Origin of the sequence: Enterovibrio paralichthyis (assembly GCF_019209835.1) — a bacterium.
GTDB classification, from domain to species: domain Bacteria; phylum Pseudomonadota; class Gammaproteobacteria; order Enterobacterales; family Vibrionaceae; genus Enterovibrio; species Enterovibrio paralichthyis.
Genome location: NZ_JAHUTS010000021.1, coordinates 51,631 through 74,964, shown reverse-complemented (window position 1 = coordinate 74,964; position 23,334 = coordinate 51,631). Strand labels below are relative to the sequence as shown.

Below are 23,334 nucleotides of genomic sequence, written 5' to 3'. Positions count from 1 at the left end.
TAAAGGGTTGTTGGAGACTACGACGTAGATAGGCAGGGTGTGTAAGCGCTGTGAGGCGTTGAGCTAACCTGTACTAATTGCCCGTGAGGCTTAACCATACAACACCCAAGGGGTTTTGACGGACTCGGATAGAACATTGAATGTGTACTGAGAACAAGTAAACACAGCTTTCCCAGATTTAAACGAATTTGCTTGGCGACCATAGCGCTTTGGACCCACCTGACTCCATGCCGAACTCAGAAGTGAAACAGAGCAGCGCCGATGGTAGTGTGGGGTCTCCCCATGTGAGAGTAGGACATCGCCAGGCTTCAAATACCGACGAAAAGGCCATCCGTAAGGATGGCCTTTTTGCGTTTGTAATTTGGCAAATATTCCCTTTTGGGATCTCCTCCCTGAAATCACGATGAATATTAATAATTGTTAATCCAGCTAAAAGGTTGGGTTAACCGCACCTTACTTAGTCTGAATTTACCATTTTGAATCGTTTGAAAATGGCATTTCAGAATATAGATAAGGAGCAACGCGTGAATATTTTGGGGTATTTACAACAGATTGGTAAGGCGCTGATGGTGCCGATTGCCGTGCTGCCTGCTGGCGGCTTAATGCTGGGTTTAGGGTATGCAATCGACCCCAGCGGTTGGGGAGCGAATAGCCCGCTGGCAACCATCCTGGTGTTTGGCGGCAAAGGCATTATGGATAATCAGTCATGGCTGTTTGCTGCGGGCGTGGCATATGGGCTTGCCAAAGACAACAATGGTGCGGCGGCGTTGTCTGGTCTTCTTGGGTTGTTGATAGTGGAAATGGTGGTGGGGAATATCAATGTCATTTCCCAGATCACCGGTGTACCTGTCGACCAAATGTCTCAGGCGCAGGTGGTTGCCTCTGGGGCGGCAGTTAGTGCATTTACCGGTATTTTGATGGGTATTGTGGCGGCAACCTTATATAACCGCTTCCATAACATCCAGCTTCCTACCGCGCTCGGCTTTTTTGGTGGGCGTCGATTTGTGCCGATCGTGACTGCATTTTCGGCGATTGGTATCAGTATCATCATGGTTTATGTCTGGCCAACAGTTTACGGGGCATTGGTGAACTTCGGTATTGCAGTATCTGACATGGGAGCGGTTGGCGCTGGCGTGTATGGCTTTTTTAACCGTTTGCTGATCCCTGTTGGCCTTCATCATGCGCTGAACCAGGTATTTATCTTCGATTTGGTTGGCATCAGCGATATTTCCAAATTCTGGTCTGGTACCGGCGAGCTGGGCGTAACGGGTATGTATCAGGCGGGTTTTTTCCCGGTGATGGGTTACGGGTTACCCGCGGCATGTCTGGCTATGTATCACTGTGCCAAGCCCGAAAATAAAGCAAAAGTCGGTGGGATTTTAGGGGCTGCAGCCATCACGGCAGTGATCACTGGCGTGACTGAACCGATTGAATTTGCCTTCATGTTTGTGGCGCCTGTGCTTTATGTCATTCACGCATTGTTGACAGGGCTCTCGCTGTTTATCGCCGCCAGCATGCAGTGGTTTGCAGGATTCACCTTCTCCGGCGGTTTGATTGATTTTATCCTCTCTTTCAATTTGCCACTGGCGATGAAGCCTTACATGCTGATTCTCCAAGGCCTTGGCTTTGCGCTGCTCTATTACACCGTATTCAGAGTTGCGATCGAAAAGTTCGATCTGAAAACGCCGGGTAGGGAAAGTATCGACCCACAATCGCAAAAGTTGCCAGTGGATGATCGCGCTGAAGCGTACGTTATGGCGCTGGGCGGCAAAGGCAACCTTGCCAATATCGACGCCTGTATTACCCGCCTTCGTTTAACGCTCAATGATATCAGCTTGATGGATGAAGCTTCCCTGACGGAATTGGGCGCAATGGGTATTGTGAAGCTGGGTGGTAACAATGTTCAGGTAATTGTTGGAACAGAGGCGGAGTTGATTGCGCAGGCCATGGAGCAACAACCGGATAAATTGGTTACTGCCAGTTAGTACGCTTTAGCAAATCACACCTGCCTGTTGATGGCGTGGGTCCTGATAGGGTCAAGCAATATCCTCGCACGCAGACCAGGGTGATTGTCACGGAACAAAAGGTTGGCGCGATGTCGGGTAACGACAGCATCAACCAGAGCTAACCCAAGGCCGCTTCCTTTTTCGGAGCGGCTTTTGTCTGCGCGGAACATAGGCTTGCATACCTGCATCTTATCCTCATCACTGATCCCTATTCCGCTATCGGCGACTACGACGCCAAACCTGTCGACGACGACCTCAATGTTTCCGTTTACCGGCGTGTATTTAACGGCGTTTTCAATCAGGTTGAAGACGGCGCGAAACAGCAATGAACGGTCACCAAAAAGCTCGCAGGTTTGATCCATTCGCAACTGAAGGGACTGGTTTTTCTGCTCTGCCAGCGGCTGGACGAAATCCAGTGCGTCACTGACTACCCGCCCAAGGTCAACCAACTCAGTATCAAGATCTGTCTCTAACGTATTGAGTTTGGCGATCTCCAGCATGCTGTTGAAAAGGGAAAGTAAAAGTTCCAGTTCATCATGACAGGCGCCAATTGTTTTAGCCTGTGGGGCAGGAAGCGAAGGGCTTTCCAACGCTTGTTCCAGCCGGAGCTTGAGCCTTGCCATCGGGGTTCGCATGTCATGTGCAAGACCCGTGGTCAGCGAGCGAAGGGTCATTTCGTTTTTAGTCATTTGCTCAATCATGAAATTGAGGTGGATAGCTAGAATATCGAACTCATCATCGCGGCGGGAAACGGGCAGTTTGACGTTGTTCTCGCCACACACAAACTGGTTCATGGCGCGGTTTACCTGCTCAAGCCGCCGTTGGATGACCACGGTAAAGGAGAAAGCGGCGATGAGCATGACGGCAATGGGCAGCAAACTACCTGAAAAAACCAGTGGTACCAGCGCTTTGCGGAAGGCTTCCATCATTGCAGGATCTACCCTGACTTCCAGGTGGTAATCCGGTGCCAGCGGGATTTGGGTATTGGATTGTGGAAGGCGGTGCAGAGGATATTCACCCGTTTGAACTGAGGGCGTATCGCGCAGTTGGTAATAGAACAAGCGCTCACGGGTTTGCTTGGCAGCGAGAAGTTGTTCGACTTCCTGACGGTTTGCCTGCGCTGCATATTTAAACTCGGAGATCTCGTCGTTGAGTTGTTCGGCAAGCTGGCTTTGGTGAAAAGCCTCAGAGTTGATGTAGACCTGACGGATGACGGCGACGTTGACCAGAGCAATTAGCAGGAAAAGCCCAATCAAAGTGCGAAAAATAGACGAACGGGTGAGGGTGTAATTATCGGCGAAGAACATAGCCAGCCCCTCGCACCGTATGAAGAATATCAGCGCAACCTGCGTCCTCAAGTTTGCGTCTGAGGTTGGCGATATGTACATCAATTACATTGGTTTTGGGGTCAAAATGGTAGCTCCAGATGGCTTCAAACAACCGCATCCGTGACACGACCTGTTCATTGTGCTCAATGAAATACTGTAACAGGCGCAGCTCTTTTGGCTGCAGGGTCAGTTGGTGATGATGGCAAAAGGCGGTGTGTGATTTTAAATCCAGCTTGAGGCAATCATAGGTAATTTCACTGGTGACAGCCTGCTGACGGTGGGAGCGGTTAATAATGATATCGACACGGGCAATCAATTCGGCGAGGGCAAAAGGTTTGGTTAGGTAATCATCACTTCCTGCGGTCAGTCCATCGACTTTATCTTTGACGCTGTCCAGCGCGCTGAGGATCAGGATGGGCAGATTAGGCTCTGTCGATTTCAGCGCAGAGAGGACTTTCATACCGTCCAGGGCAGGTAGCATACGGTCTAGGATGACCATCTGGTACTGGCAACTGAGCGCCATCATCAGTCCCGACTGTCCGTCTTCTGCTACATCCACGGCGTAGCCATGCTCCTTGAGGGCTTTGGCGATAAATTCACGTGTCGTCGTATCGTCCTCGATGATGAGTATTTTCATTTTCCCTCCGTCCACCTGCCAGTAGGTATTTTACTTTTCCAGCAGGGTGTGACTGAACGAATAAAAGAAGGCTCGCATTGGTAATGCGAGCCAAAACCAGTTTGGGGGAACTGATAGTTATGTCGCCAGTCTGGATGTGCCGACGTTTGAATAGCTTAAAGGGAAGACCCTAAATAACGGATGGATGAATAATTAAACTTCGTTAACCTATAAAAATGAAAGAAAAATTCTGTCGTCAATTTGTGTGTAGCGGGCGATTGAAAATCAGCGGAGTGTGATCTTGTGTGCAGTTAACTTGCACTGACCGTGAAATGATGAAGACAGAAAATGATGAATGAGGGCGAAGAATGAAAACACGATTACTCCTTGTTTCTCTGTCTGTGATGCTCACCGCTTGCTCGGCTTCTTTGCCACACCAATATGTGTGCGAGGACAACCAGTCCTTTGACGCCATGGTCATGTCGGATCATGCCCTGGTGCGGTTCGGTGATGCGGAATATCAACTGCCGCGTATCCGCTCTGCTTCCGGCGTGATGTATGAACTTGAGGACAAATCTGTCGGTTTGTACACGAAAGGGAAAGAAGGCATGTTGGTGGTGGGGGATGTCACCTTGCGAGAATGTGTTATGCAGCCTTAACCGGCGGAAAAACAGATAAAAGAAAGGGTAGCTCAGCTACCCTTTTTGCGAAGACCTGACGGCCTGCATCAATGAACCGCAATGTTGCCAATATTGCGCTTTTACTGCGTTAAACGTACAGGAACTCTTTGATTTGACGCACCAAAGCTTCCGCTGTGTCCTTGTCTTCCCATTCTACGAAAATACGTAGCAGTGGTTCAGTGCCTGAGAAACGCGCCAGCGCCCAGCCACCGTTTTTGAAGTACACTTTCAGGCCATCGGCGTAGCTGACTTTCTCAATCTCATAGGCAAATTCAGGCAGTGCTTTTTCAACGTAAATCTTGTTGTAAAGCTCCTGGCGCTGGGAGGCTTTGAAGGTGCAGTCACCCTCAGCGGTGTAGGCATAGCCATACTTACCGTAGATCTCATCCAGTAGCTCAGACAGCTTCTTGCCCGTTACACTGATCATTTCAACCAGCAGGCTTGATGCGAATACGCCGTCTTTACCTTTGATATGACCGCGGATAGTCAGGCCACCAGAGCTTTCACCACCGATCAGTGAGTCGTCTGCTTCCATTTGGGAGCTGATATGTTTAAAGCCAACCGGCACTTCAAAGCTTTTCTCGTCGTGGTCGGCGGCAACTTTATCCAGCAGGTGAGTGGTTGCGATGTTACGTACTACAGAGCCTTTCCAGCCCTTGTATTCCAGCAGGTAGTAGTAAAGCAGCAGCAGTACTTCGTTCGGGTGAATGAAGTTACCTTTCTCGTCGATAATACCCAGACGGTCAGCGTCGCCATCGGTACCGATGCCGATGTCATAACCTTCATGAGCGACAAGGTGTTTCAGGCGGTACAGGGTCGCAGCACTTGGTGATGGCATTAAACCGCCAAAGCCTGGGTTTGCGCCGTCATTGATCACGTCAACATCACAGCGGCCAGAGATCAGCACCGTTTGCAGGGCGTTTTTTGCTACACCGAACATAGGATCGATCAGCACGCGCAGGTTGGCTTTTTTGATCGCTTCGATGTCGATGAAATCGATGATCGAATCAACGAATTCATTCATTGGGTTGATCACGACGATCTTGCCCTGAGCGACAGCATCTTCAAAGTCGATGGTTTTCACATCGCTTGGCTGAAGTTGGCTGATCTGCTGCTCGATCTTGGCGGTGATCACTTCGTCGGCATCACGGCCACCCCTGATGAAGACTTTAACGCCGTTGTAGTCTGCAGGGTTATGCGAAGCGGTGATACATGCTGAGTAATGCGTGTTCATCTCCTTCGCCTTGAACATGACGATAGGGGTTGGCACGTATTTATCAATAAAGCTCACGGTGATGCCGTTGGCCGCCAGTACGCTGGCAAACCATTCGGCTGCTTTGTCAGACAGGAAGCGACGGTCATAACCGATCACGAAACCCGGCTCTACCGCGTTTTCGTTCAGCATAATGTTGGCAAGGCTTTGGGCAACCAAACGCACGTTATCGCGGGTAAACTCTTCGCCGATCAGCGCACGCCAGCCACCGGTACCAAATTGGATCATGGTGGAACTCCTTTAAATCTCGAAAAACGGGGCACAAAGGCCCCGCTTTGGCTGATTAGCCCAGAACAACAACCACTTCGTTCACTGAACCTTCGGCTTGTGCAGGGATAGCGCCTGTCACTGGCTCACCGTTCAGGGTGATAGATTGCACGCCTTTGCTGACGCCGTTCGGGTTCTGTACCTTGATTTGGTAAGTCGCGCCGCGCCATTCGCGGTTCACTTCGAAACCAGGCCAGCTGGTTGGGATACAAGGTTCAATGGTCAGGCCGTCAAAACCGGTCTGTACACCCAGGATGAAGTTGGTCACTGCGAAGTATGCCCAACCAGAGGTACCGGTCAGCCATGGGTGGTTTGCACGGCCATGGTTTTCATGGTCGCGGCCCATGATGAACTGAACGTATGAGTAAGGTTCAGCAACACGCTTCTCGATGATGTCGTTTTGGTTGTACGGGTTCAGTGCATCGTAGAACTTCATTGCACGGTCACCACGGCCCAGTTTCGCTTCTGCTACCCAAGCCCATGGGTTTGGATGCGAGAAGATCGCGCCGTTTTCTTTCACGCCCTGGTATACACGGGTAACAAAACCGATGTCGTCGTTTGGTGTCGCGAATGAAGGTGAGTTCAGGTGCAGACCGTATTCAGAGAACAGGTTCTCATCAACCGCATCCATTGCTTTCTCGCCGCGATCCTGAGACGCCAGACCAGACAGAACAGCCAGGGTGTTGGACTCCAGGTGTACGCGGCCTTCAGCTTGTTGCGCTGTACCGATCTTGTCACCGTTTTTGGTCAGACCGCGAATGTACCAACCGCCTTCTTCATCCCACAGGTGCTGTTCACAGGCTTCACGTACGTTGGCTGCCATTTCAGTGTACTTCTGAACGTCCGCATCCAAACCTTTGTATTTCGCCAGTTTGATGAACTCTTGCAGTGCCCAGAAGTGCAGGAATGAGGTCATTGCAGACTCACCGCCACCCAGGTTCAGACAGTCGTTCCAGTCTGCGCGCAGACCTTTACAGATACCGGTTTGGCCCACGTACTCGGCAGAGAAGTTCAGCGCGGCTTTCATGTGCTCGTAAACAGATGCATCACCGCCGTTTGCGTAAGGGATCATTTCATCCAGGAAGCTTTCTTCACCGGTTTCCTGCACGTAACGGCAGATAGTCGGTACCAGCCACAGGTGGTCATCAGAACAGGTGTCTTCGATGCCGTGGATCTTGTCTTCGTCACTTGGTGTTGGCACGACGGTTGGTGACTTAGATGGTTTAACATCTGCTTTCTCTGGATCGAACCAGTCTGGATCGAACAGGTGCAGACCGTAACCTTCTTTCACCTGGCCACGCAGCAGGTCTACCAGACGCTTGCGGGTCATGCGTGGGTTCGCGTGAGGGACAGAAATGGCGTCCTGCGCGGTGTCACGGTAGCCAAGACCAGTACGGCCGCCTACTTCGATGAAGGATGCAAAGCGAGACCAAACCACACAGGTTTCCGCCTGGTACAGGGTCCATGCGTTGATCATGGTATCCAGGCCTTCGTTCGGTGATTTCACCTGGAACTTGTTGCAACGCTCATCCCAGTGTGCGCGGATATCAGCAAATGCTGCATCAACGTTGGCAAAATCTTGGTATTTCGCGCGAAGACGTTCGCCTTCACCTTTACCGATACCCAGGATCATCACGAAGCGGATTTCTTCACCCGGCTGGATAACGAATTGCTTGTGCAGGGAACCACAGTGGTTGTAACAGGTTTGAACGTGGTTCGAGCAACGGCCATTTTCAACCGCAATTGGGTTGGCTTCGTCACGGTACATACCGATGAAGCTGTCGCGCTGACCGTCGTAGCTGTCTGGATCAAAGCTTGAAGCCATGTAGTAGAAGCCTTCGTAATCATTGGTGTTGTAGTACAGGTCGTACTCAATCACACCGTCTTTGTACGAAGTACCTGCAGAGTACAGGCTCATCTGGTGGTTCTGGTTGTCAGACTGGATGTGGCTGAACGAGAACTCTACAAACGAGAATGCGCTAATGGTACGTGGCTTGTCGCCGTCGTTCTTGATTTTCACGTCCCAGATTTGCGCGTCTTCACCTTTAGGCACAAACAGGGTTTTCTGTGCAGTGATGCCGTTGTACTCACATTTGAATTTGGAGTAGGACAGGCCGTGACGCACTTCGTACGTTGCTTCTTCCAGGCTCTTTGCCACTGGCTGCCAGGAGATTGACCAGTAGTCTGCCGTCTCATCATCACGCAGGTAGATGTAGTGTCCCGGGCGATCAAACGTGCCGTTTGGACGGAATTTGGTCACGCGGTTGTATTCTGGGCTGTTGTAGAACGAGTAACCGCCGGCATTGTGGGAAATCACGGTACAGAATTTCTCTGTACCCAGGTAGTTAGTCCAAGGCGCCGGTACATCAGGACGGGTAATGACATATTCCCGGTTGTCGTTATCAAAGAAGCCGTATTTCATGGCATATTTCCTTCTACAAAAATCTTAATAAATTTAAATAATTACCGACGATAGTTAATACCCAGGCGATCCAGGTATTGCAATTGTCCGCTGAGGCGGGCCTGAAAATCAGACCAGTCCCTTTGTTCCTTGGCGCTCCAACACACTTCTGCGATCGCCATAAGGCGAGGGAAGATCATGTACTCGAAGCGGCTTTGGGTATGGGTCATTTCGCACCAGAGTGCGCATTGAATACCTTTCACCCGCTCAAACTCTTTCGCTGTCACGTTTGAGTTGGCAAAAGGTTCATAGTGATAGGCTTTTTCCAGTGGTACCTTGCAGGCCCAGTCAGTGCCCGGCTCACAGGCAGAGTAGTCCTGCGCCATGTCCAGATAGGTCTCCTGACCCGGTTGGAGGACAACAGGGTAGCCGTTACGGATACACTCGATACCGGATTGCTCGCTGAGCCAGGAGAAAATCACCGTGTCTTTGCTGACTTTGTCGCCAAACACGGCTTCTTCCCAGCCGAACATCTGCTTGCCTTTGGTGCTGAGGAAATTTTCAGCATGACGCAGCAGGTGTCCCTGAAGATCTTTAAAGTCCTGATAGCCGTGGGTTTTCATCAATGCCTGACAGGCTGGGCTATTAATCCAGACACCTTCCGGCACTTCATCAGCACCGATGTGAACGTATGGCGCAGGGAAGAGTTCACATACCTCTTTCAGCACGGTTTCGATGAAGGTGTAAGTGCCTTTCAAGCCCGGGTTCAACACGTTATCTGTGTAGTTCTGAATACTGCGGTAGACCGAAGTGTCCGCATCTTCCACCAGTAGTTGAGGTAGTGATTTGATAGCGGCGCGGCAATGGCCGGGAATATCGATTTCCGGTACCACGGTAATACCACGCTTGGCGGCAAACTCGATGACGTCGCGGATTTCGTCCTTGGTGTAAAAGCCACCGTGGATTTTTGACAGCGAAGTGTATTGCGGCTCCAAAGTTTCAAACGGACCGCGCCATGCGCCGATTTCAGTCAGCTCAGGGTAGGCATCAATCTGGATACGCCAGCCTTCATCATCGGTCAGGTGCCAGTGGAAATGGTTGAACTTGAAGCGGGCCAGTTGGTTGATCAGATCCTTCACGCGTGACAGCGGATGGAAGTGACGTGCGCAGTCCAGCATCATGCCGCGGTAATCAAAGCGCGGGTGGTCTTCAATCTCAACACATGGCAGAGAGTAGGCGACGTAGTGGCGGTGCGAAGCCTGGACAGGCAGCAACTGCAACACTGTCGCGACACCGTGTGAAAAACCGGTCGCATCGGATGCTGTAATGGTGACGCCTTGCTGGGTCACACTGACACGGTAGTGTGAGTCTTTCAGCTTCGCATCCTGAACCAGTTTGATGTGGCCTTCCTGCTTGAGTGAAACATCACGGCGCAAGTGTGCAGAAAGCTCTTCTGCCAGCCACAACGCTGCAGGTTTGGCGCAATCTGACGGGCTCGCAATCGCGAGTTCGTCAGTCAGGGCAAAGTACCCTTGCTTTGCCACCATCGCTTTTGGCTGGGGGATCAAATTGATCGCTTTTGGTGCTGGCAGATTCAATGGAATACGTTCTGGTGTCTGAGTGCCCAGATTGATCACAGTGGTTTCCACTGGACACGCTTTTACGCCATCTGCTGTGGTGATCAGCAGACAGGCATCGCCAATCCCTTCGTCATGCAAAGAGAAAGGTTTGGTGTTGTGGCTGAATTCCAGATACAGGTGGTTGTTGGCATTCAGCGGCTTTCCGGTTTCATAAATACACAGGCTACCGATTTGTTTCAGCGTGCCATGTGAAACACTGGCCGGTTTGACATATCGGCTGACACTGAACGTCAGTTGCCACTGTTCAATATTGGTTTCTGACAGGTTATGGAGTACCAGCGCAAAACGGCTTTCATTGGGCTGAACATTGATAACGTTGAGGTCTAGGCGAAAGTTCATGGCTACCTCGAAAACGGATAAAGGTTGTGATCGCCGTGCGCCATTAAAATAGCGCCGGCCATGGCATCCGCCTTGGGTTGGACCAGCAAAGCCTGCGCGGCCGGAGACAGCCAGGAAACAATGCGTTCCCCGATGCTGCCCATCAGTGCAATTTGTGTCGCCCCTTTTCGGTTCAAACCGAGGATCAGGCGTTCCACATCGTCGGCAGAACCTTGCAGTAACTCCATGGCAAGTTCATCCCGTTGCATCGCCAGCTCAAAAATTTTCGGGCTGAACTGGCCGTAATCGCAAGGCTTGGCGGTTTTTGACCAAGTCACGATGGCATCGAGATCGTGATTAAAATGTGCAAGTACATGGTCCGACAGGGCAGAGCGAGTGCGCAGCCCATCATGAGCCAGCAGTGTCTGTTGGATCAGGCGAAGACCCAACACAGCACCACCGCCCTGATCGGAAATTGGAAACTCACGGCCTCCCAGCACATGCTGCTGACCGTTTTCCAGATAAATGCCAACAGAGCCGGTACCAGCAATCACGATAGCGCCGTTTTCACCGCCAAAGGCTCCCATACAGGCACCATACCCATCGGTATTTAATGTCAGATGGCCAAAAGGATGTGGCAGTGCCATGAAGGCTTGCCAAGCGGATTGCTGCTCTGCAGCTGCCAATGCCATGCCCACGTGCAATTGGCTCAAATCGGCAATACCCGCCTGTTCTGCTGCCTGGGTAATGGCGCTTTGGATGTTTTCCATCGCAAGCTCAACACCCAGCAGAATATTGGCACTGCCGGTTTTCGCTTCACCAAGAAACTGTCCGTTGGCATCGACAATGCGTGCGCGGCAGGAGGTACCGCCACCATCTACACCACAAAAGAACTTAGCCATTCAGCACATCCTTCTTTTGCATTGCAATTGCCAGCAGATACCAGGCACCGTGAGGGATCCATTGTTCACCCCAGCGCCAGTTCTGCAGCATGTCGTCTTTTTGGCCGTCAGGCTTGAAGGCAATGTCATGCTCGTTTTCAAAGCCTGCGGTGATGCCGTTGCAGACACCGCCTTTGGCATTGAAAAATCCAAGATGGGGCAGGTAATCCGGGTTGTTGCGGCCATGGCCATCAAGCATGCACATGTCATACGGGTTGAGCCCAACAATCCAGTTCAGTGTATTTTGGCCGAACTCGCGAAGACGCGTTTTCAGGGAATCATCGTCAACATAGCTGGTGGCCATATATGCCATGGCTGCCAGTGAACCGAGACGGGCATTCTCACCCTGCCACCAGTAACCGGTTTCATTGCGTTGGGCGATGAAAAAGCTGGTGCGTTTGTCGGCATCCACGTTTTTGATGTACTGACGTGGATAGCCAAACGGGTTGGCCACTTCCTGCGTGATATTCAGTTCAAAGTTCAACGCGTTCACGACAACTTGGGCGAACTTGGTTTTCAACGGTGTGTCACTTTCAATCTGCAGGTATTGCATCAGGGAGATGGCGGGTAGACCCGCTTCTGCCGCATGAAAATACGGACGTGAGCCGTCACCGTTGGCTGACCAGAAATGATTGATGGTGCTGTCGCTGTGCTGTTGTTCAGCAAGCTTGGTGGCCCAATAACGCGCTTCTTCAAGGAAGGCAGTTTTTTCGGTCAGCTTGTAAAGCTCGGTGGCTGCCAGCAGGGCACAATAAAAGTCGATAGTGTTCTCTACACCGTCATCCAGATACTCAGTGTTGTGCTGTTTGAGGTGCCAGTACCCGGTTTCCGCAGTGTTTTGGTAGGTCGCTGCGTCAAATTCGCCGTCCAGTCCCAAACGGGCTGCGGCAGACAGGGCTGCAATGGCTATACCACCGCCTTGGCGGAATGCTGCCTGGTAACTGTCGGTTTTGTGACCTTGCTGGGTTTCGTACGCACAGACATGACGCTGGGCAGGGTCTTTGCTCCATTTGTCGAAGACCGTCAGGTAGAAGTACCCGGCTGCATCCTGCATGCGTACCAAAAAGTCAGCGCCGTGCAGGGCTTCGTCCTGCAAGCGTACCTGGGTAAAACGTGGTAATGCCTCGTATAGGGCTTCGAGGCTGTGCAGCATATTCCAGACTACCATCGGAATTTGCTGTGGATTGAGATAATTAGCGTAAGAAAGGTGGCTGAAGTACTTACTGACGTCACCGGACGCATCGTACCAACCGCCATGTACATCCACGCGGCGCTCTGTTCCCCATACCTGGGCGGCGCGGTCGTGTTTATCAAAGATGCCTGTACAACGTTGGGATTTGAAGTAGTGGATCACATCGGAAAACGTGCGATCGAACAGAATACCGTCGGCAATGGAAAAAGAAGGGGAGGTAACCTCCCCGACTTTGAGGCAGTACTCACCGCTTTCCTGAAGGGCGGTGAAATCTACACGGAATACGTCGCCGGTATGCCATTGGTCTACTGAACCACAAGCAAAAACAGGCAGCTGCATCACAGATTGCCCACTGCGGCAATCAACGATATCGGCATGTGCGGCATCGACAGCTTGTGCCGAAAGAATAAGCGCCTGTTTGGAGCCTGTGCGCTCGTAGCCGATATGGTTGGTCAACAGCTGCATTTTACCTCCTAAATTACCGGTCCGAGGATCACTCGAACAGGTAGCAGCGAACGAAGTGGTTGTCTGCCAGCTTGGTGACAGCAGGCAGTTTCTCGCGACATTTTTCGGTTGCGTGCAGGCAGCGGCCAGCAAACGGACAACCTACAGAATCAGGCGTCCACAATGGGATTTCGCCCTTGTTGCCTTCCAATTCAGTGTGAATAGACTTCGCTGGATCCGGCACCGCTGAAACCAACAGTCGCGTGTACGGGTGTTGTGGACGGTGAATGATCTCTTCACAGTCACCCCATTCCACCATGTGGCCCACGTACATTACGGCCAGGTCTTCAGCGATGTAGCGCGCAGTCGCGATGTCGTGCGTGATATACAGCAGCGCCATCTCTTTCTCGAACTTCATCTCTTCCATCAGGTTAAGGACACCTGCACGGATAGATACGTCAAGCATGGAGGTGGGTTCGTCAGCCAGCACTACTTCAGCACCTACTGCGATGTTACGCGCCAGGTTGACACGCTGGCGTTGGCCACCGGAAAGCTGGTGCGGGTATTTTTGTGCCGTTTCTTTTGGCGGCGTCAGACCTACCTGGTTCAGCAGGTCATACACTTGCTCTTCCAGCTCTTTCGGATTGCTGCTCGCTTTCTTGTGAATGTGCAGCGGACGCGCAATGTGGTGGAAAATAGTGTGTGTTGGGTTCAGGGAACCGAACGGGTCTTGCCATACCATCTGGACGCCTTCGCGGTAAGTCATCAGGTCGTCTTTTTTGTTGATGGTAGCGATGTCGCGGCCTTTGTACTCGATGGTACCTGAGGTCGGCGCGTACATTTTGGCGATCATTTTTGCTGTGGTGGATTTACCGGAACCGGATTCACCGACCACTGAAAGACCGCGGCTTTTGTACAGTTTGAATGACACGTCATTCAGTGCGCGCATCATTGGCTTGTTCAGCGTATTACTGCTGATAGGGAAGTCCTTAACCAGGTTTTTCCCTTCAACAATTGGTTGGCCTATTTCTTTAGTCATGCTCACTCCTACAAGTCGCAAAAAGCCAATTACTTGCCTGTAAACAGGTGGCAGTTGGTGAAACGGTTTGGCTCAATCTGCGTCAGGGTGTTCGCCACGCTGAAACAGCTTTCTTTGGTCTTTCCACAGCGCGCCTGGAAGCGGCAGCCTTGCGGGATTTCAAGCAGGTTCAATGGGTTGCCTGGAATACCTTTCAGGTGCGTTTTCGGCCCTGTTAGTGGAGGGAATGAGCTAGCCAGACCTTCGGTGTATGGGTGATATGGGGTTTTCAGGATCTCTTTTGACGGCGCCACTTCGATCAACTGACCGGCGTACATGATGCCGATACGGTCAGTAAACTCGACCATCAGCGACAGGTCGTGGGTGATGAAAAGGATCGAGAAACCGAACTCTTCTTTCAGTGCGTAGATCTTTTGCAGGATCTCGCGCTGTACCACCACGTCCAGTGCCGTTGTTGGCTCGTCCATGATGATCATCTTAGGGTTCAGAGCCAGCGCAATCGCGATAACCAGACGCTGACGCATACCGCCAGAAAACTGGTGCGGGTAATCGCTCAAACGGCTTGGGTGGATATCTACGATCTCCAGCAGGCCTTCCGCACGGCGTTTCGCCTGCTCACGGGTCATGTTGGTGTGGCGCATGATCACGTCGCAGAACTGCTCTTCCATGGTCAGAACAGGGTTCAGGGCGTTCATCGCTGACTGGAATACCATGGACACTTCTTTCCAGCGGAAACGGCTCATGCGCTCATCGCTGTACTTCATGATGTCTTCGCCGTTGAAGAACACTTCGCCGCCGCTGATGTAGGCAGGTGGCTTATGCAGACGCATCAGGGAAAAGGCAACGGTGGATTTACCACAGCCTGACTCACCGGCCAGACCGAATACTTCGCCTTTGCCAATGTCAAAGCTTACGTTGTTTACCGCGCGGACATCGCCCGCGTCGGTAATGTAGTCAACACAAAGGTTGCGGATTTGTAGTTGTGCGTCGCTCATTATTTCTCTCCGCTCATTGCTACTTGTGGAGCCAGCTCAGTTTGTGCGCGAGACTTGGTTTCTTCAGCCTGCATTTTCTTCCAGCGCTTAAGACCTTTCTGCGCTCGCAATTGTGGGTTGGCGATTTCATCGACCGCGAAGTTGAACAGAGCCAGTGCGAATGAAAGCAAGCTAAGTGCAATACACGGCGCCAATACTTCCCACCAGATGCCGAGTTGCATTGCTGAAGAGGTACGCACGTTGTAAAGCATCGAACCCCAGCTCACTGCACTTGGGCTGCCCATACCGATAAAGGACAGGACGGATTCAGTCAGGATGGCGTACATCACCGAACCGATGAAGCTTGCGCCAACCAGCGGGATAAGGTTTGGCAGAATTTCAACAAACAGGATGCGGAACTTGGATTCGCCCAGCACTTCAGCGGCTTTCACAAATTCTTTTTCACGAATCGCCAGTGTCTGTGAGCGGATAACCCGTGCACCCCAAGCCCAGGAGGTGAGGGCAATTACCACCGCTATCGTCAGTGGGCCGGCCTGGCCTACAAAGGCGGCGATAACCATCACTATTGGAAGCTGCGGTAGCACCAGCATAACGTTCATCGCACCGGAGAGGACGTTGTCGATGCGGCCGCCGAAGTAACCAGCAGAAATACCCAGTACTGTTGCAACCACACACACGAAGATACCTGCAGTGAAGCCAACGAACAGTGAGGTACGCGCGCCGTGTGCAACCTGAGACCAAATGTCACGGCCCAGGCGGGTGGTGCCCAGAACATGCTCTGCATCTTTGGAGATGCGCAGGCGACGGGCGTTGTCTGCCAGATTCTCAGCAACCCAACCATCAGGGTTAGCTTGTGCCGCTTTCACAACAAAGCCTGGGTACTCGTGAGGAGCACCAGTACGTTTTTGTGGGTCATACTTTGACAGGAATGGTGCGAAAATGGCGACCAGGATAAACACCAGGATAATGGACACACCAATCAGTGCTTTGGTATTTCCTTTGATGATCTTGAGAAAGTCTTTCATGATTATTTGCCTCCTTTACGCAGGCGTGGGTCGAGCATCACAATCAGAATGTCAGCGATAAAGTTCATGGTCAGCATTACGATGGTGATCATGATGAGCAGGCCTTGAAGTACCTGATAGTCGCGGCCGTTAACGGCGTTCAACATTGCAGTGCCCAGACCTGGGTACTGGAAGATCATCTCAACAACCAGCTGACCGCCCATTGCCATACCCAGTGCCATTGAGAGGGCTGTTACTGTTGGTAGCAATGCATTTCGGGCTGCGTAATTCAGGACAACACGGTTTTCAGAAAGACCCTTACCTTTCGCCATGGTGATGTAGTCTTCGCTGAGCAGGTTGATCATGTTGTTACGCATGTTGATCAGGAAGCCACCAATCTGAGCCACAGTTGCACAGAACAGAGGCAGGACGGCGTGATAAAGAATACCGGAGTAGGTTTCCCAGCTTGTCCAGTTAAGGATGGCGCCTTCTGGCATGCCGTAAGACGTTGGGAACCATTTGAGGCTGATACCGAAGACAAAAAGGATAAGCATGCCGATAACGACTGGTGGGATAGCCTGAAGCGCCATGAAACCCGGAGATACCATCGAGTCGAATGCGCTACCGCGTTTCCAGGCGGCAAAGATACCGACCAGAGAACCGATACAGAATGCCATTACTGTGGAGCTACCTGCCAGGAACAGGGTCCAGCCCAGTGATTTGGCAATCAGCTCGTTCACTGTCATTGGATAGAATTGCGTCGAAATACCCAGCTCCCACGTGAAGATACTTTTCACGTAAGTCAGGAACTGAACATAAATAGGGCCGTCGACGAAGCCAAGCAGCTCTTTCATCGCTGCGATACGCTCAGGTGTTACCTGAACACTGGCGTTTGCGAACATCATTGTCACTGGGTCGCCCGGCATAGCGCGAGGCAAAATAAAGTTCAGTGTGACTGCGATGAGCAACGCACCAAAATAAAACATTAATCTATTAAGAAAAAATCCCATAACACACACCTTAAGTGGCACGACGAAGCCGTAACCAAAGAATCAACTCTGAGGTCTAAAGTACCGATAGTCTTATCTGTGGAAGATGGCGGCGCGGATGCGCCGCCAGTTTTAGAGATTAAGCTTTAGGCTTCAGGTCAAGAACGTGCAGCAGACGCTCTGGAGTACCTTGCCAAATCATTGGACGACCTTTCGCGTTGTCCGCACCCCACCAGCCGGTGAAGCGTGATTCGTTGAATTGGTACATCTGAACAGCAGACAGAACTGGGATTACCACTTGATTGTCAGACAGGATCTTCTCAATCTTGTGTGCAACTTCCATTTGCTCAGACTTGTCAGCCGTTGCGTAGAAGCTGTCCAGCAGTTTGTCTAGCTCAGCGCTCTTGAAGCGGTGCATCGCGAAGCGTGGGTTACCTTCTTTACCCATGAAGCGCGAGTGGAAGCCAGAGTCCCAAGTCAGGTGTGGATCTGGACCTGTGAAGTAGTTAGTCAACGCTACGTCGAAAGTACCGCCAGCCATTGCTTCGTTGTATACGGAGAAGTCTGGGGTTACTGCTTTCGCTTTGATACCTACGTCAGCCAGGTTTTCTGCAGCCAGTTGTGCAGTGTTGTTCCAGTCAGTCCAGCCAGATGGAGTCTGGATAGCCAGCTCGAAGCTCTTGCCTGATGGAGTCTCTACGAAGCCGTCACCGTTGGTGTCTTTAAAGCCAGCTTTTTTCAGCAGCTCTTTAGACTTAGCAACGTTGTATGAGTTAAATACTTTCGCTTTTTCGTAAACGTCTTTGTCAGACCAGCTTTGGTACAGAGCAGCGATACCTGCTGCAGAGTGGTTTGGAGTACCTGCGCCGTAGAACGCGATGTCAATGATAGATTGACGGTCGATAGCGGTAGACATTGCGCGACGGAAGTCAACGTTAGTCAGCGCTTCGTTTTTCGCTGCTTCTGGGTGTTCGAAGTTAACCAGCAGGTTAACCGCAGAACCTACTGGTGCTGGCCAGTATTTGTGGTTCTTGTTCACAGAAGCATAAACTGCGTCGATGTCTGGGATGAACGAAGACGTCCAGTCCAGCTCAGAAGCAACAATCTTAGACAGCAGACCGTCGTTGTTGTTGATCAGAGGCATACGCAGACAGTCGATTTCCAGGTTGGAAGCGTCCCAGTAGTTCGGGTTTTGACACTGAACGTACAGGTTGCTTGTGAAGGTATCAACTTCTGTGAATGGACCAGAACCTACAGGGTTCTCGTTCGCAAACGCTTCTGGCTTGTCAATCTTGCTCCAGATGTGCTTAGGAACGATTGGAGTCTGAACCAGTTTGAAAGGCGCTGAAGAGTTTGCTTCTTTCAGAGTAATTTCAACAGTGTTGCCTTTTTGCTTAACGTCAGTGATAAGCGCTGCGTTACCAGCAAGGTCAATCGCTGCATTGCTGCGGATCAGGTCGTAGGTAAATGCTACGTCTGCTGCAGTGAAAGGTTTGCCGTCAGACCACTTAACGCCGTCACGAATTTCGAAGGTTACTTTTTTCAGGTCATCTGAAATTGTGTAGTCCTTCGCCAGACGCATAACAGGCTTGTTGCCGTCCAACTGGTTGAAAATAACGAGTGGCTCGTAAACGAAGTCCAGCGTTGATTTCAGGTTGTTCTGCAGGAACGGGTTAAAATTACGGGTAAGTTGAGGGTAAAAGTCAGGTACAACAGTCAGTTCTACTCGATCAGCAGCGCTGACAACAGGAGCTGTCAGTACCGACGCTGCGGCCGCAACGACGGCTAACGCAAGTTTTGTTTTCTTTAGATTGGCAAGCATAGCTGTTCCTTACTAGTTGCTTTGTTCCACTTGGTTCTGACCGTTTAATCAATTTGGTCAGGCCGGAACCCGCTATGAATAATCAGGCAAGTGATCCTGTCTATTCACATGGCCGTGCAGGCTCAGTGCAAGCTAAGGAAACTCCGGTTCCATTTTTTGGTCAATCGGGTCGTCCGTAAAAACCGTTAAAACCAAAATGCAGTGCGTTAAAACCGTCAATATTGACGATTTCAACGTGGTGAAAAGTGGTTTGATGCAGGTCAAATATCGCCACAAACCCTGTGCTTTTTCATATCTATGTAAGTGGTCACTATTGTTATTATCTCCTATTTGTAAGGCTTTTCCTTTTGGGGTTAATAATGGTGATCCTGATCGCCAACGTTAAAACCGGTTTATTTATTGCTGAAAATTTCTGATGTCCATTTGTTGTGATTGTCTTCTCATAAACGAACATTTACAGGGTTGACCAGAGGCTGAGAACAAATTTTGAGCGCCATTTTAGCCGTTGCTACTGCCGGGAAATCGTCTTTATGCCGTTTTCTGAATGTGTCTTCGCATCCCGAATTAAGTCTTGGTGGCAGGTTAAATGCGACGGGGTCTACAGCAATATCTTCTGGGGAGTAGGGGCATCGATACTGCTCCGGATGCTTGGCTTTAGCTGGTGCACGTCGGGTGAAGGTGTGCGTGTAATTATGCCAGTGAGCGAGTGACGCGATGGGTGTGTAAAGGGCAGTAAAAAGCCCCGACATGCGGGGCTGGTGGTTCGGGTTAAGCGGGCTTATCGGGTGATTAGCAACTGTAGCCGCTCCCTGAGTTGTTCCAGCTCTTTCCGTTCAGGGTTATCGTCCTGGCAGCGCTCTAGAACGAAGTCGATGGTGTTAATCACTGTTCGCCAGCGAGGCGTCTTCGGTACGGTTTCTGTGTGCAGATACTTGTCCAGCGTACGGGTTTGAAGCGTACTGCGGTCGAGGTAAACCCGCCACAAGCCACTTTCTTCAGCCAAATCGAATTTGGTTTTACCTGTGCTGTTGTGCCAGTAGCTCAATGTGGTTGTCATCACCTTGACCAGCGTATCGCGCAGCAGATCGGTCTTGTCCGGTTTATTGCCAGTAAATTTATCCGCCATACGGGTAAACTCTCCGCCTAACTCCCTCAATTGTTGCAGTTTTTCAGGGTTGGCTTCAAAAGCATATTCCGCCAGGGCTTCAACGGCACTTTCCAATTGGTGTACGCGGTGTGAGGAGGCTTTGTGTCCTGAGCTTATCAGTAACATCATCTGCAGGCCCGAGCTTTCTGGCAGGGCAATCACATCGGTATCCAACGCCAGGATGTCTCCGTCAACCCTAAAGCGGATCTGGCCACTGTAGTGCCCTCGACTGCTGTCAGGCTCTGGCAAGGCCATGGCCAGAAAGTCATCGATATTGTGGCGTTCAAGCTGCTCTGCGCTGAGATGGAATACATTGCTGCAGGCATCGTTGGCATAGCTTATACGACCGTTCTCCTGCACACAGAGAATGCCTTCCGGCGCGCTGTCCAGCAGACCCAGAAGACGGTTCTGTACTTCGCGGAGACCCGCTTCCACCTGCTCCCTGAAGTGGATTTCACTTTGCAGTTCTCGGTTTTGCTCGCGTTCTTTTTCCGTCAGTGCGGCATCAATGTATGCGCGGATGCGTGCGCTAAGCTCGTCTTTGTTGAACGGCTTGGTAAGGTAGTCGTTGGCGCCGGCATCGAACCCTTTGACTTTGTCCTGCACCTGACCCAGCGCAGACAGCATGATGATGGGCAGGTCGGTACGGCTGTAGCGCTCGCGAAGGTGGTTACAAACCTCATAGCCGCTAAGTTCCGGCATCATCACATCCAGCAACATCAGAGCTGGCTTTTCCATGGTGACAGATTCAATGGCCTGACGGCCATTTTCCACCGCTTTGACCCGGTAGCCTTCCAGGCGCAGGAAGTTATTCAGCACCTGAAGATTCACCGGTTCGTCGTCGACAACCAGAATGAGCGGGCCATCCGGATTGTCCGGCAACTCACTGAAACCGGTGTTATCCAGTTCGAGTTTAGGTGCAGCAAAATGCACATTGTTTGCCAGTCTTGTTCTGGCTTTGTCTTCTTCCGTTGCCAAAGGCAGGGTGAAGCTGAATGTGGTGCCCACCATCGGTTGACTGCTGACGTAAAGTTGGCCACCCATGATGTCGATAAGTTGCCGGCTGATAGAAAGGCCCAGCCCTGCCCCCTGACGGTAATTGGCTGAACTGCCCGCCGCCTGGGTCAGTGGCTCGAAAATATATTCGAGTTGATCGGATGGAATGCCCTGGCCGGTATCAACCACCTGAATGCGTAACTGGCCTTCTAGGACAGTGGCAGAGATGATGATCTTACCTTCATCTGTGTACTTGATAGCATTCCCGATCAGGTTGTACAGCACCTGCTCAAGGCGTTGCTCATCGGCACGAACCAGCGGCAGGTCAATCGGTACCTGATTGATAATGCGGACCGGTTTGCCGCCCAGCAGGTGGCTTGAGAGCTCGATAACCAGTCGTACAGCATTGGCGGTATCCACTGCCTGGGGCGAGATTTCAAGATCGCCATAGCGCATCTTGTGGTAGTCGAGCAGGTCATCAACCAGATTGGAGAGGCGTTCACCGCTGTTGATGATCATCTGCAACTGGTGCTTTTGTCTTTCCGGTAACGGGCCTTCTGCGCCTGCCAGCATAGATTCTGCAATGCCTACCATGCCATGCAATGGTGTTCGCAACTCGTGTGATGTGGTCGCCAGGAAGTCATCTTTCATTCTGTCGGCCTGCTGCAACTCGTCATTCTTTTGCTTGATCAGTTGAATGTTGTGTTCCAACTCTTTGTTCTGCTCGCGGATAAGCGCCAGCTTGTCCCTGACAGAACGCTGCATACGGGCAAAACTGACCGCCAGACGGCCAATTTCATCCTCACGGTCTGTGCTGCTGATCTTCTGGTCTAAATCCCCGGCAGAAACCTGCTCTGCCGCCCAGGTCAGTTTCAGCAGTGGCGCGGTAATGGAGTTGGAGAGTAGGTGTGAGGCGACGACAACCAGGAAAATCGCGACCAGCATGACCACGATAAATATTTTCTCGAGTTGGTATATTCGGGCAAAAGCTTCTTCTTCCGGCAGTTCCAGGATGATGGCCCAGGATTTGTCCTGCACCAAGATAGGCGCAAACGCCCCCAACACTTTTTGCTGGTCAATACTCAGGAAGCTGCCGACGTCACTTTGTCCGGCCAATGCTGCTTGAATAGAGCTACTGTCTACGGGTGTTAACACCGATGTTGCGCTGAGGTTTCGTGGGATTTTGTCACTGCCAACCAACAGGGTGCTGATATAGCCTTTTTCCTTCGGCGTTTTGTTCAGCATTTCGACCAGAGGCGCGTTCGGCAGTTTGAACAGCACATAACTGTGCAGATAGCCTTGCTGGGTGATGGGCGCAGCAAACCAAGCGACCATCTCCCCATTGTCAGATTGGGCAAAATCGGTGAATGCGATTGGGGTGGCATCGTTGTCTATCAGGGGAGAGCTGACCGTGGTACGGATATCCGCAAAGGTTTTTCCCACGGCGGTTTCCGGCCAATGTCCGGAAAGCAGGTTGGCACCAAACGTCTCGTCCTTCTGGACGGAATAGACGACGTTGCCGTTGATATCGACCAGCAGGATGTCGGAAAAGTCTGAGCGCTTCAGGTGTTCTTTATATGCCCAGTCATAGCGTTTGTGCAGCAGGCGATATCGCTCACTGCCGGCAAAGTTACTGTCATTGGTTGCTGCGTTCAGCGTGCTGTCTGCTTTCAACCCATAGCGTTCACGGGCGATTTGCCGCGATTGCTCCTGCGAGTTGCCAAGCTGGTGGAACGACGCAACCAGACCATAGAAGCGGCCGCCACTGGCCGTCGCGAGTTCTGAGCGGCTAAATGATTTCACTTCCGAATAGCGAGCGTCGAAATAGCTGACTATCTGCTCTTTCTTATTGTCGCGTAGGAAGGCAAGGTGTGTGGTGCTTTGCTGTTCAAGATCGCTGCTGTGTGATTCCAGAAAGAACATTGCCAGCAGGGTTAAAGGCGTGATGCTCAGCACCAGAAAAGCCAGCATCAGCGTGTGCTGAAGCCGCTTAAACTTCTGTTTTTTATGCATGTCTTTGCCTGACAAAAATGATCGTATAAATGCGCGAGGAGGGCTCCGTAATTATTGGATTTGACGGAGTTTGAGCGCAGGATACTGTCCCTCTGCACTTCTTATACTGGCTTAATTTTTGTTGGCAAGTAAGTGCTTATTGAACTTCGTGTCAACACGCAAAATTAACGTTTTTAACGGGGTGAGGAATGAAATAAGGAGCCACTCGGCTCCTTATTTTGAC

General features: G+C 51.3%; 15 protein-coding genes and 2 rRNA genes. 4 read left to right on the top strand and 13 right to left on the bottom strand.

Annotation, left to right across the window (positions count from 1 at the left end; translation table 11 throughout):
- The 3 genes from KU854_RS19340 to nagE all read left to right on the top strand — a co-directional run.
- Positions 1–98, top strand: a 23S ribosomal RNA gene (locus KU854_RS19340); the annotation flags it as partial.
- Between the two features lie 93 nt (positions 99–191).
- Positions 192–307 (top strand): 5S ribosomal RNA (rrf, locus tag KU854_RS19335).
- A 217-nt stretch (positions 308–524) separates the two neighbouring features.
- Positions 525–1,985: an N-acetylglucosamine-specific PTS transporter subunit IIBC gene (nagE, locus tag KU854_RS19330; protein ID WP_218359992.1), complete on the top strand. Its 1,461-nt coding sequence runs from the start codon at positions 525–527 to the stop codon at positions 1,983–1,985.
- A gap of 14 nt (positions 1,986–1,999) precedes the next feature.
- Here the strand turns inward: nagE and KU854_RS19325 are convergent, their stop codons facing one another.
- Together KU854_RS19325 and KU854_RS19320 are read right to left on the bottom strand one after the other, a co-directional pair.
- Positions 2,000–3,313, bottom strand: a complete 1,314-nt coding sequence (locus tag KU854_RS19325; protein ID WP_218359991.1) for a sensor histidine kinase — start codon at positions 3,311–3,313, stop codon at positions 2,000–2,002.
- Positions 3,297–3,971, bottom strand: a complete 675-nt coding sequence (locus KU854_RS19320; RefSeq protein WP_054779914.1) for a response regulator transcription factor — start codon at positions 3,969–3,971, stop codon at positions 3,297–3,299. The genes KU854_RS19325 and KU854_RS19320 overlap by 17 nt, the downstream gene beginning before the upstream one ends.
- Positions 3,972–4,318: 347 nt before the next feature.
- Here KU854_RS19320 and KU854_RS19315 point away from each other — a divergent pair, with 347 nt between their 5' ends.
- Positions 4,319–4,609: an MliC family protein gene (locus KU854_RS19315; RefSeq protein WP_218359990.1), complete on the top strand. Its 291-nt coding sequence runs from the start codon at positions 4,319–4,321 to the stop codon at positions 4,607–4,609.
- A 109-nt stretch (positions 4,610–4,718) separates the two neighbouring features.
- Here KU854_RS19315 and KU854_RS19310 read toward each other — a convergent pair whose 3' ends face one another.
- The 11 genes from KU854_RS19310 to KU854_RS19260 form a co-directional block, all read right to left on the bottom strand.
- The gene (locus KU854_RS19310; protein ID WP_218359989.1) at positions 4,719–6,131 is read right to left on the bottom strand and encodes a phosphoglucomutase/phosphomannomutase family protein; all 1,413 of its coding nucleotides are present in this window, start codon (positions 6,129–6,131) and stop codon (positions 4,719–4,721) included.
- A 55-nt stretch (positions 6,132–6,186) separates the two neighbouring features.
- Entirely contained in the window at positions 6,187–8,592 is a 2,406-nt protein-coding gene (locus KU854_RS19305) for a glycoside hydrolase family 94 protein (protein ID WP_218359988.1), read from the bottom strand.
- 41 nt (positions 8,593–8,633) lie between these two features.
- Positions 8,634–10,550 carry a beta-N-acetylhexosaminidase gene (locus KU854_RS19300; RefSeq protein WP_218359987.1) on the bottom strand — a complete coding sequence of 639 codons (1,917 nt, stop codon included), beginning with the start codon at positions 10,548–10,550 and terminating at the stop codon, positions 8,634–8,636.
- Between the two features lie 2 nt (positions 10,551–10,552).
- Positions 10,553–11,431, bottom strand: coding sequence for a glucosamine kinase nucleotide-binding domain-containing protein (locus KU854_RS19295; protein ID WP_218359986.1), 879 nt, complete (start codon positions 11,429–11,431; stop codon positions 10,553–10,555).
- On the bottom strand, positions 11,424–13,127 hold the full coding sequence (locus KU854_RS19290; RefSeq protein WP_218359985.1) for a glycoside hydrolase family 9 protein: 1,704 nt from the start codon (positions 13,125–13,127) through the stop codon (positions 11,424–11,426). The genes KU854_RS19295 and KU854_RS19290 overlap by 8 nt, the downstream gene beginning before the upstream one ends.
- Before the next feature lie 28 nt (positions 13,128–13,155).
- Entirely contained in the window at positions 13,156–14,145 is a 990-nt protein-coding gene (locus KU854_RS19285) for an ABC transporter ATP-binding protein (protein WP_218359984.1), read from the bottom strand.
- A 29-nt stretch (positions 14,146–14,174) separates the two neighbouring features.
- Positions 14,175–15,140, bottom strand: a complete 966-nt coding sequence (locus KU854_RS19280) for an ABC transporter ATP-binding protein (protein WP_218359983.1) — start codon at positions 15,138–15,140, stop codon at positions 14,175–14,177.
- Positions 15,140–16,165 carry an ABC transporter permease gene (locus tag KU854_RS19275; RefSeq protein WP_218359982.1) on the bottom strand — a complete coding sequence of 342 codons (1,026 nt, stop codon included), beginning with the start codon at positions 16,163–16,165 and terminating at the stop codon, positions 15,140–15,142. Before KU854_RS19275 ends, KU854_RS19280 begins: the two co-directional genes overlap by 1 nt.
- A 2-nt stretch (positions 16,166–16,167) precedes the next feature.
- Positions 16,168–17,154, bottom strand: coding sequence for an ABC transporter permease (locus KU854_RS19270; protein WP_218359981.1), 987 nt, complete (start codon positions 17,152–17,154; stop codon positions 16,168–16,170).
- Between the two features lie 118 nt (positions 17,155–17,272).
- Entirely contained in the window at positions 17,273–18,955 is a 1,683-nt protein-coding gene (locus KU854_RS19265) for an ABC transporter substrate-binding protein (protein ID WP_218359980.1), read from the bottom strand.
- A 778-nt stretch (positions 18,956–19,733) separates the two neighbouring features.
- The gene (locus tag KU854_RS19260; protein ID WP_218359979.1) at positions 19,734–23,111 is read right to left on the bottom strand and encodes a hybrid sensor histidine kinase/response regulator; all 3,378 of its coding nucleotides are present in this window, start codon (positions 23,109–23,111) and stop codon (positions 19,734–19,736) included.
- Between the last annotated feature and the right edge of the window lie 223 nt (positions 23,112–23,334).

Bases quoted from the DNA above. Each gene is read 5' to 3' on its own strand.
- KU854_RS19325 (WP_218359991.1), bottom strand. From the start codon at position 3,313: ATGTTCTTCGCCGATAATTACACCCTCACCCGTTCGTCTATTTTTCGC.
- KU854_RS19320 (WP_054779914.1), bottom strand. From the start codon at position 3,971: ATGAAAATACTCATCATCGAGGACGATACGACGACACGTGAATTTATC.
- KU854_RS19315 (WP_218359990.1), top strand. From the start codon at position 4,319: ATGAAAACACGATTACTCCTTGTTTCTCTGTCTGTGATGCTCACCGCT.
- KU854_RS19310 (WP_218359989.1), bottom strand. From the start codon at position 6,131: ATGATCCAATTTGGTACCGGTGGCTGGCGTGCGCTGATCGGCGAAGAG.
- KU854_RS19305 (WP_218359988.1), bottom strand. From the start codon at position 8,592: ATGAAATACGGCTTCTTTGATAACGACAACCGGGAATATGTCATTACC.
- KU854_RS19300 (WP_218359987.1), bottom strand. From the start codon at position 10,550: ATGAACTTTCGCCTAGACCTCAACGTTATCAATGTTCAGCCCAATGAA.
- KU854_RS19295 (WP_218359986.1), bottom strand. From the start codon at position 11,431: ATGGCTAAGTTCTTTTGTGGTGTAGATGGTGGCGGTACCTCCTGCCGC.
- KU854_RS19290 (WP_218359985.1), bottom strand. From the start codon at position 13,127: ATGCAGCTGTTGACCAACCATATCGGCTACGAGCGCACAGGCTCCAAA.
- KU854_RS19285 (WP_218359984.1), bottom strand. From the start codon at position 14,145: ATGACTAAAGAAATAGGCCAACCAATTGTTGAAGGGAAAAACCTGGTT.
- KU854_RS19280 (WP_218359983.1), bottom strand. From the start codon at position 15,140: ATGAGCGACGCACAACTACAAATCCGCAACCTTTGTGTTGACTACATT.
- KU854_RS19275 (WP_218359982.1), bottom strand. From the start codon at position 16,165: ATGAAAGACTTTCTCAAGATCATCAAAGGAAATACCAAAGCACTGATT.
- KU854_RS19270 (WP_218359981.1), bottom strand. From the start codon at position 17,154: ATGGGATTTTTTCTTAATAGATTAATGTTTTATTTTGGTGCGTTGCTC.
- KU854_RS19265 (WP_218359980.1), bottom strand. From the start codon at position 18,955: ATGCTTGCCAATCTAAAGAAAACAAAACTTGCGTTAGCCGTCGTTGCG.
- KU854_RS19260 (WP_218359979.1), bottom strand. From the start codon at position 23,111: ATGCATAAAAAACAGAAGTTTAAGCGGCTTCAGCACACGCTGATGCTG.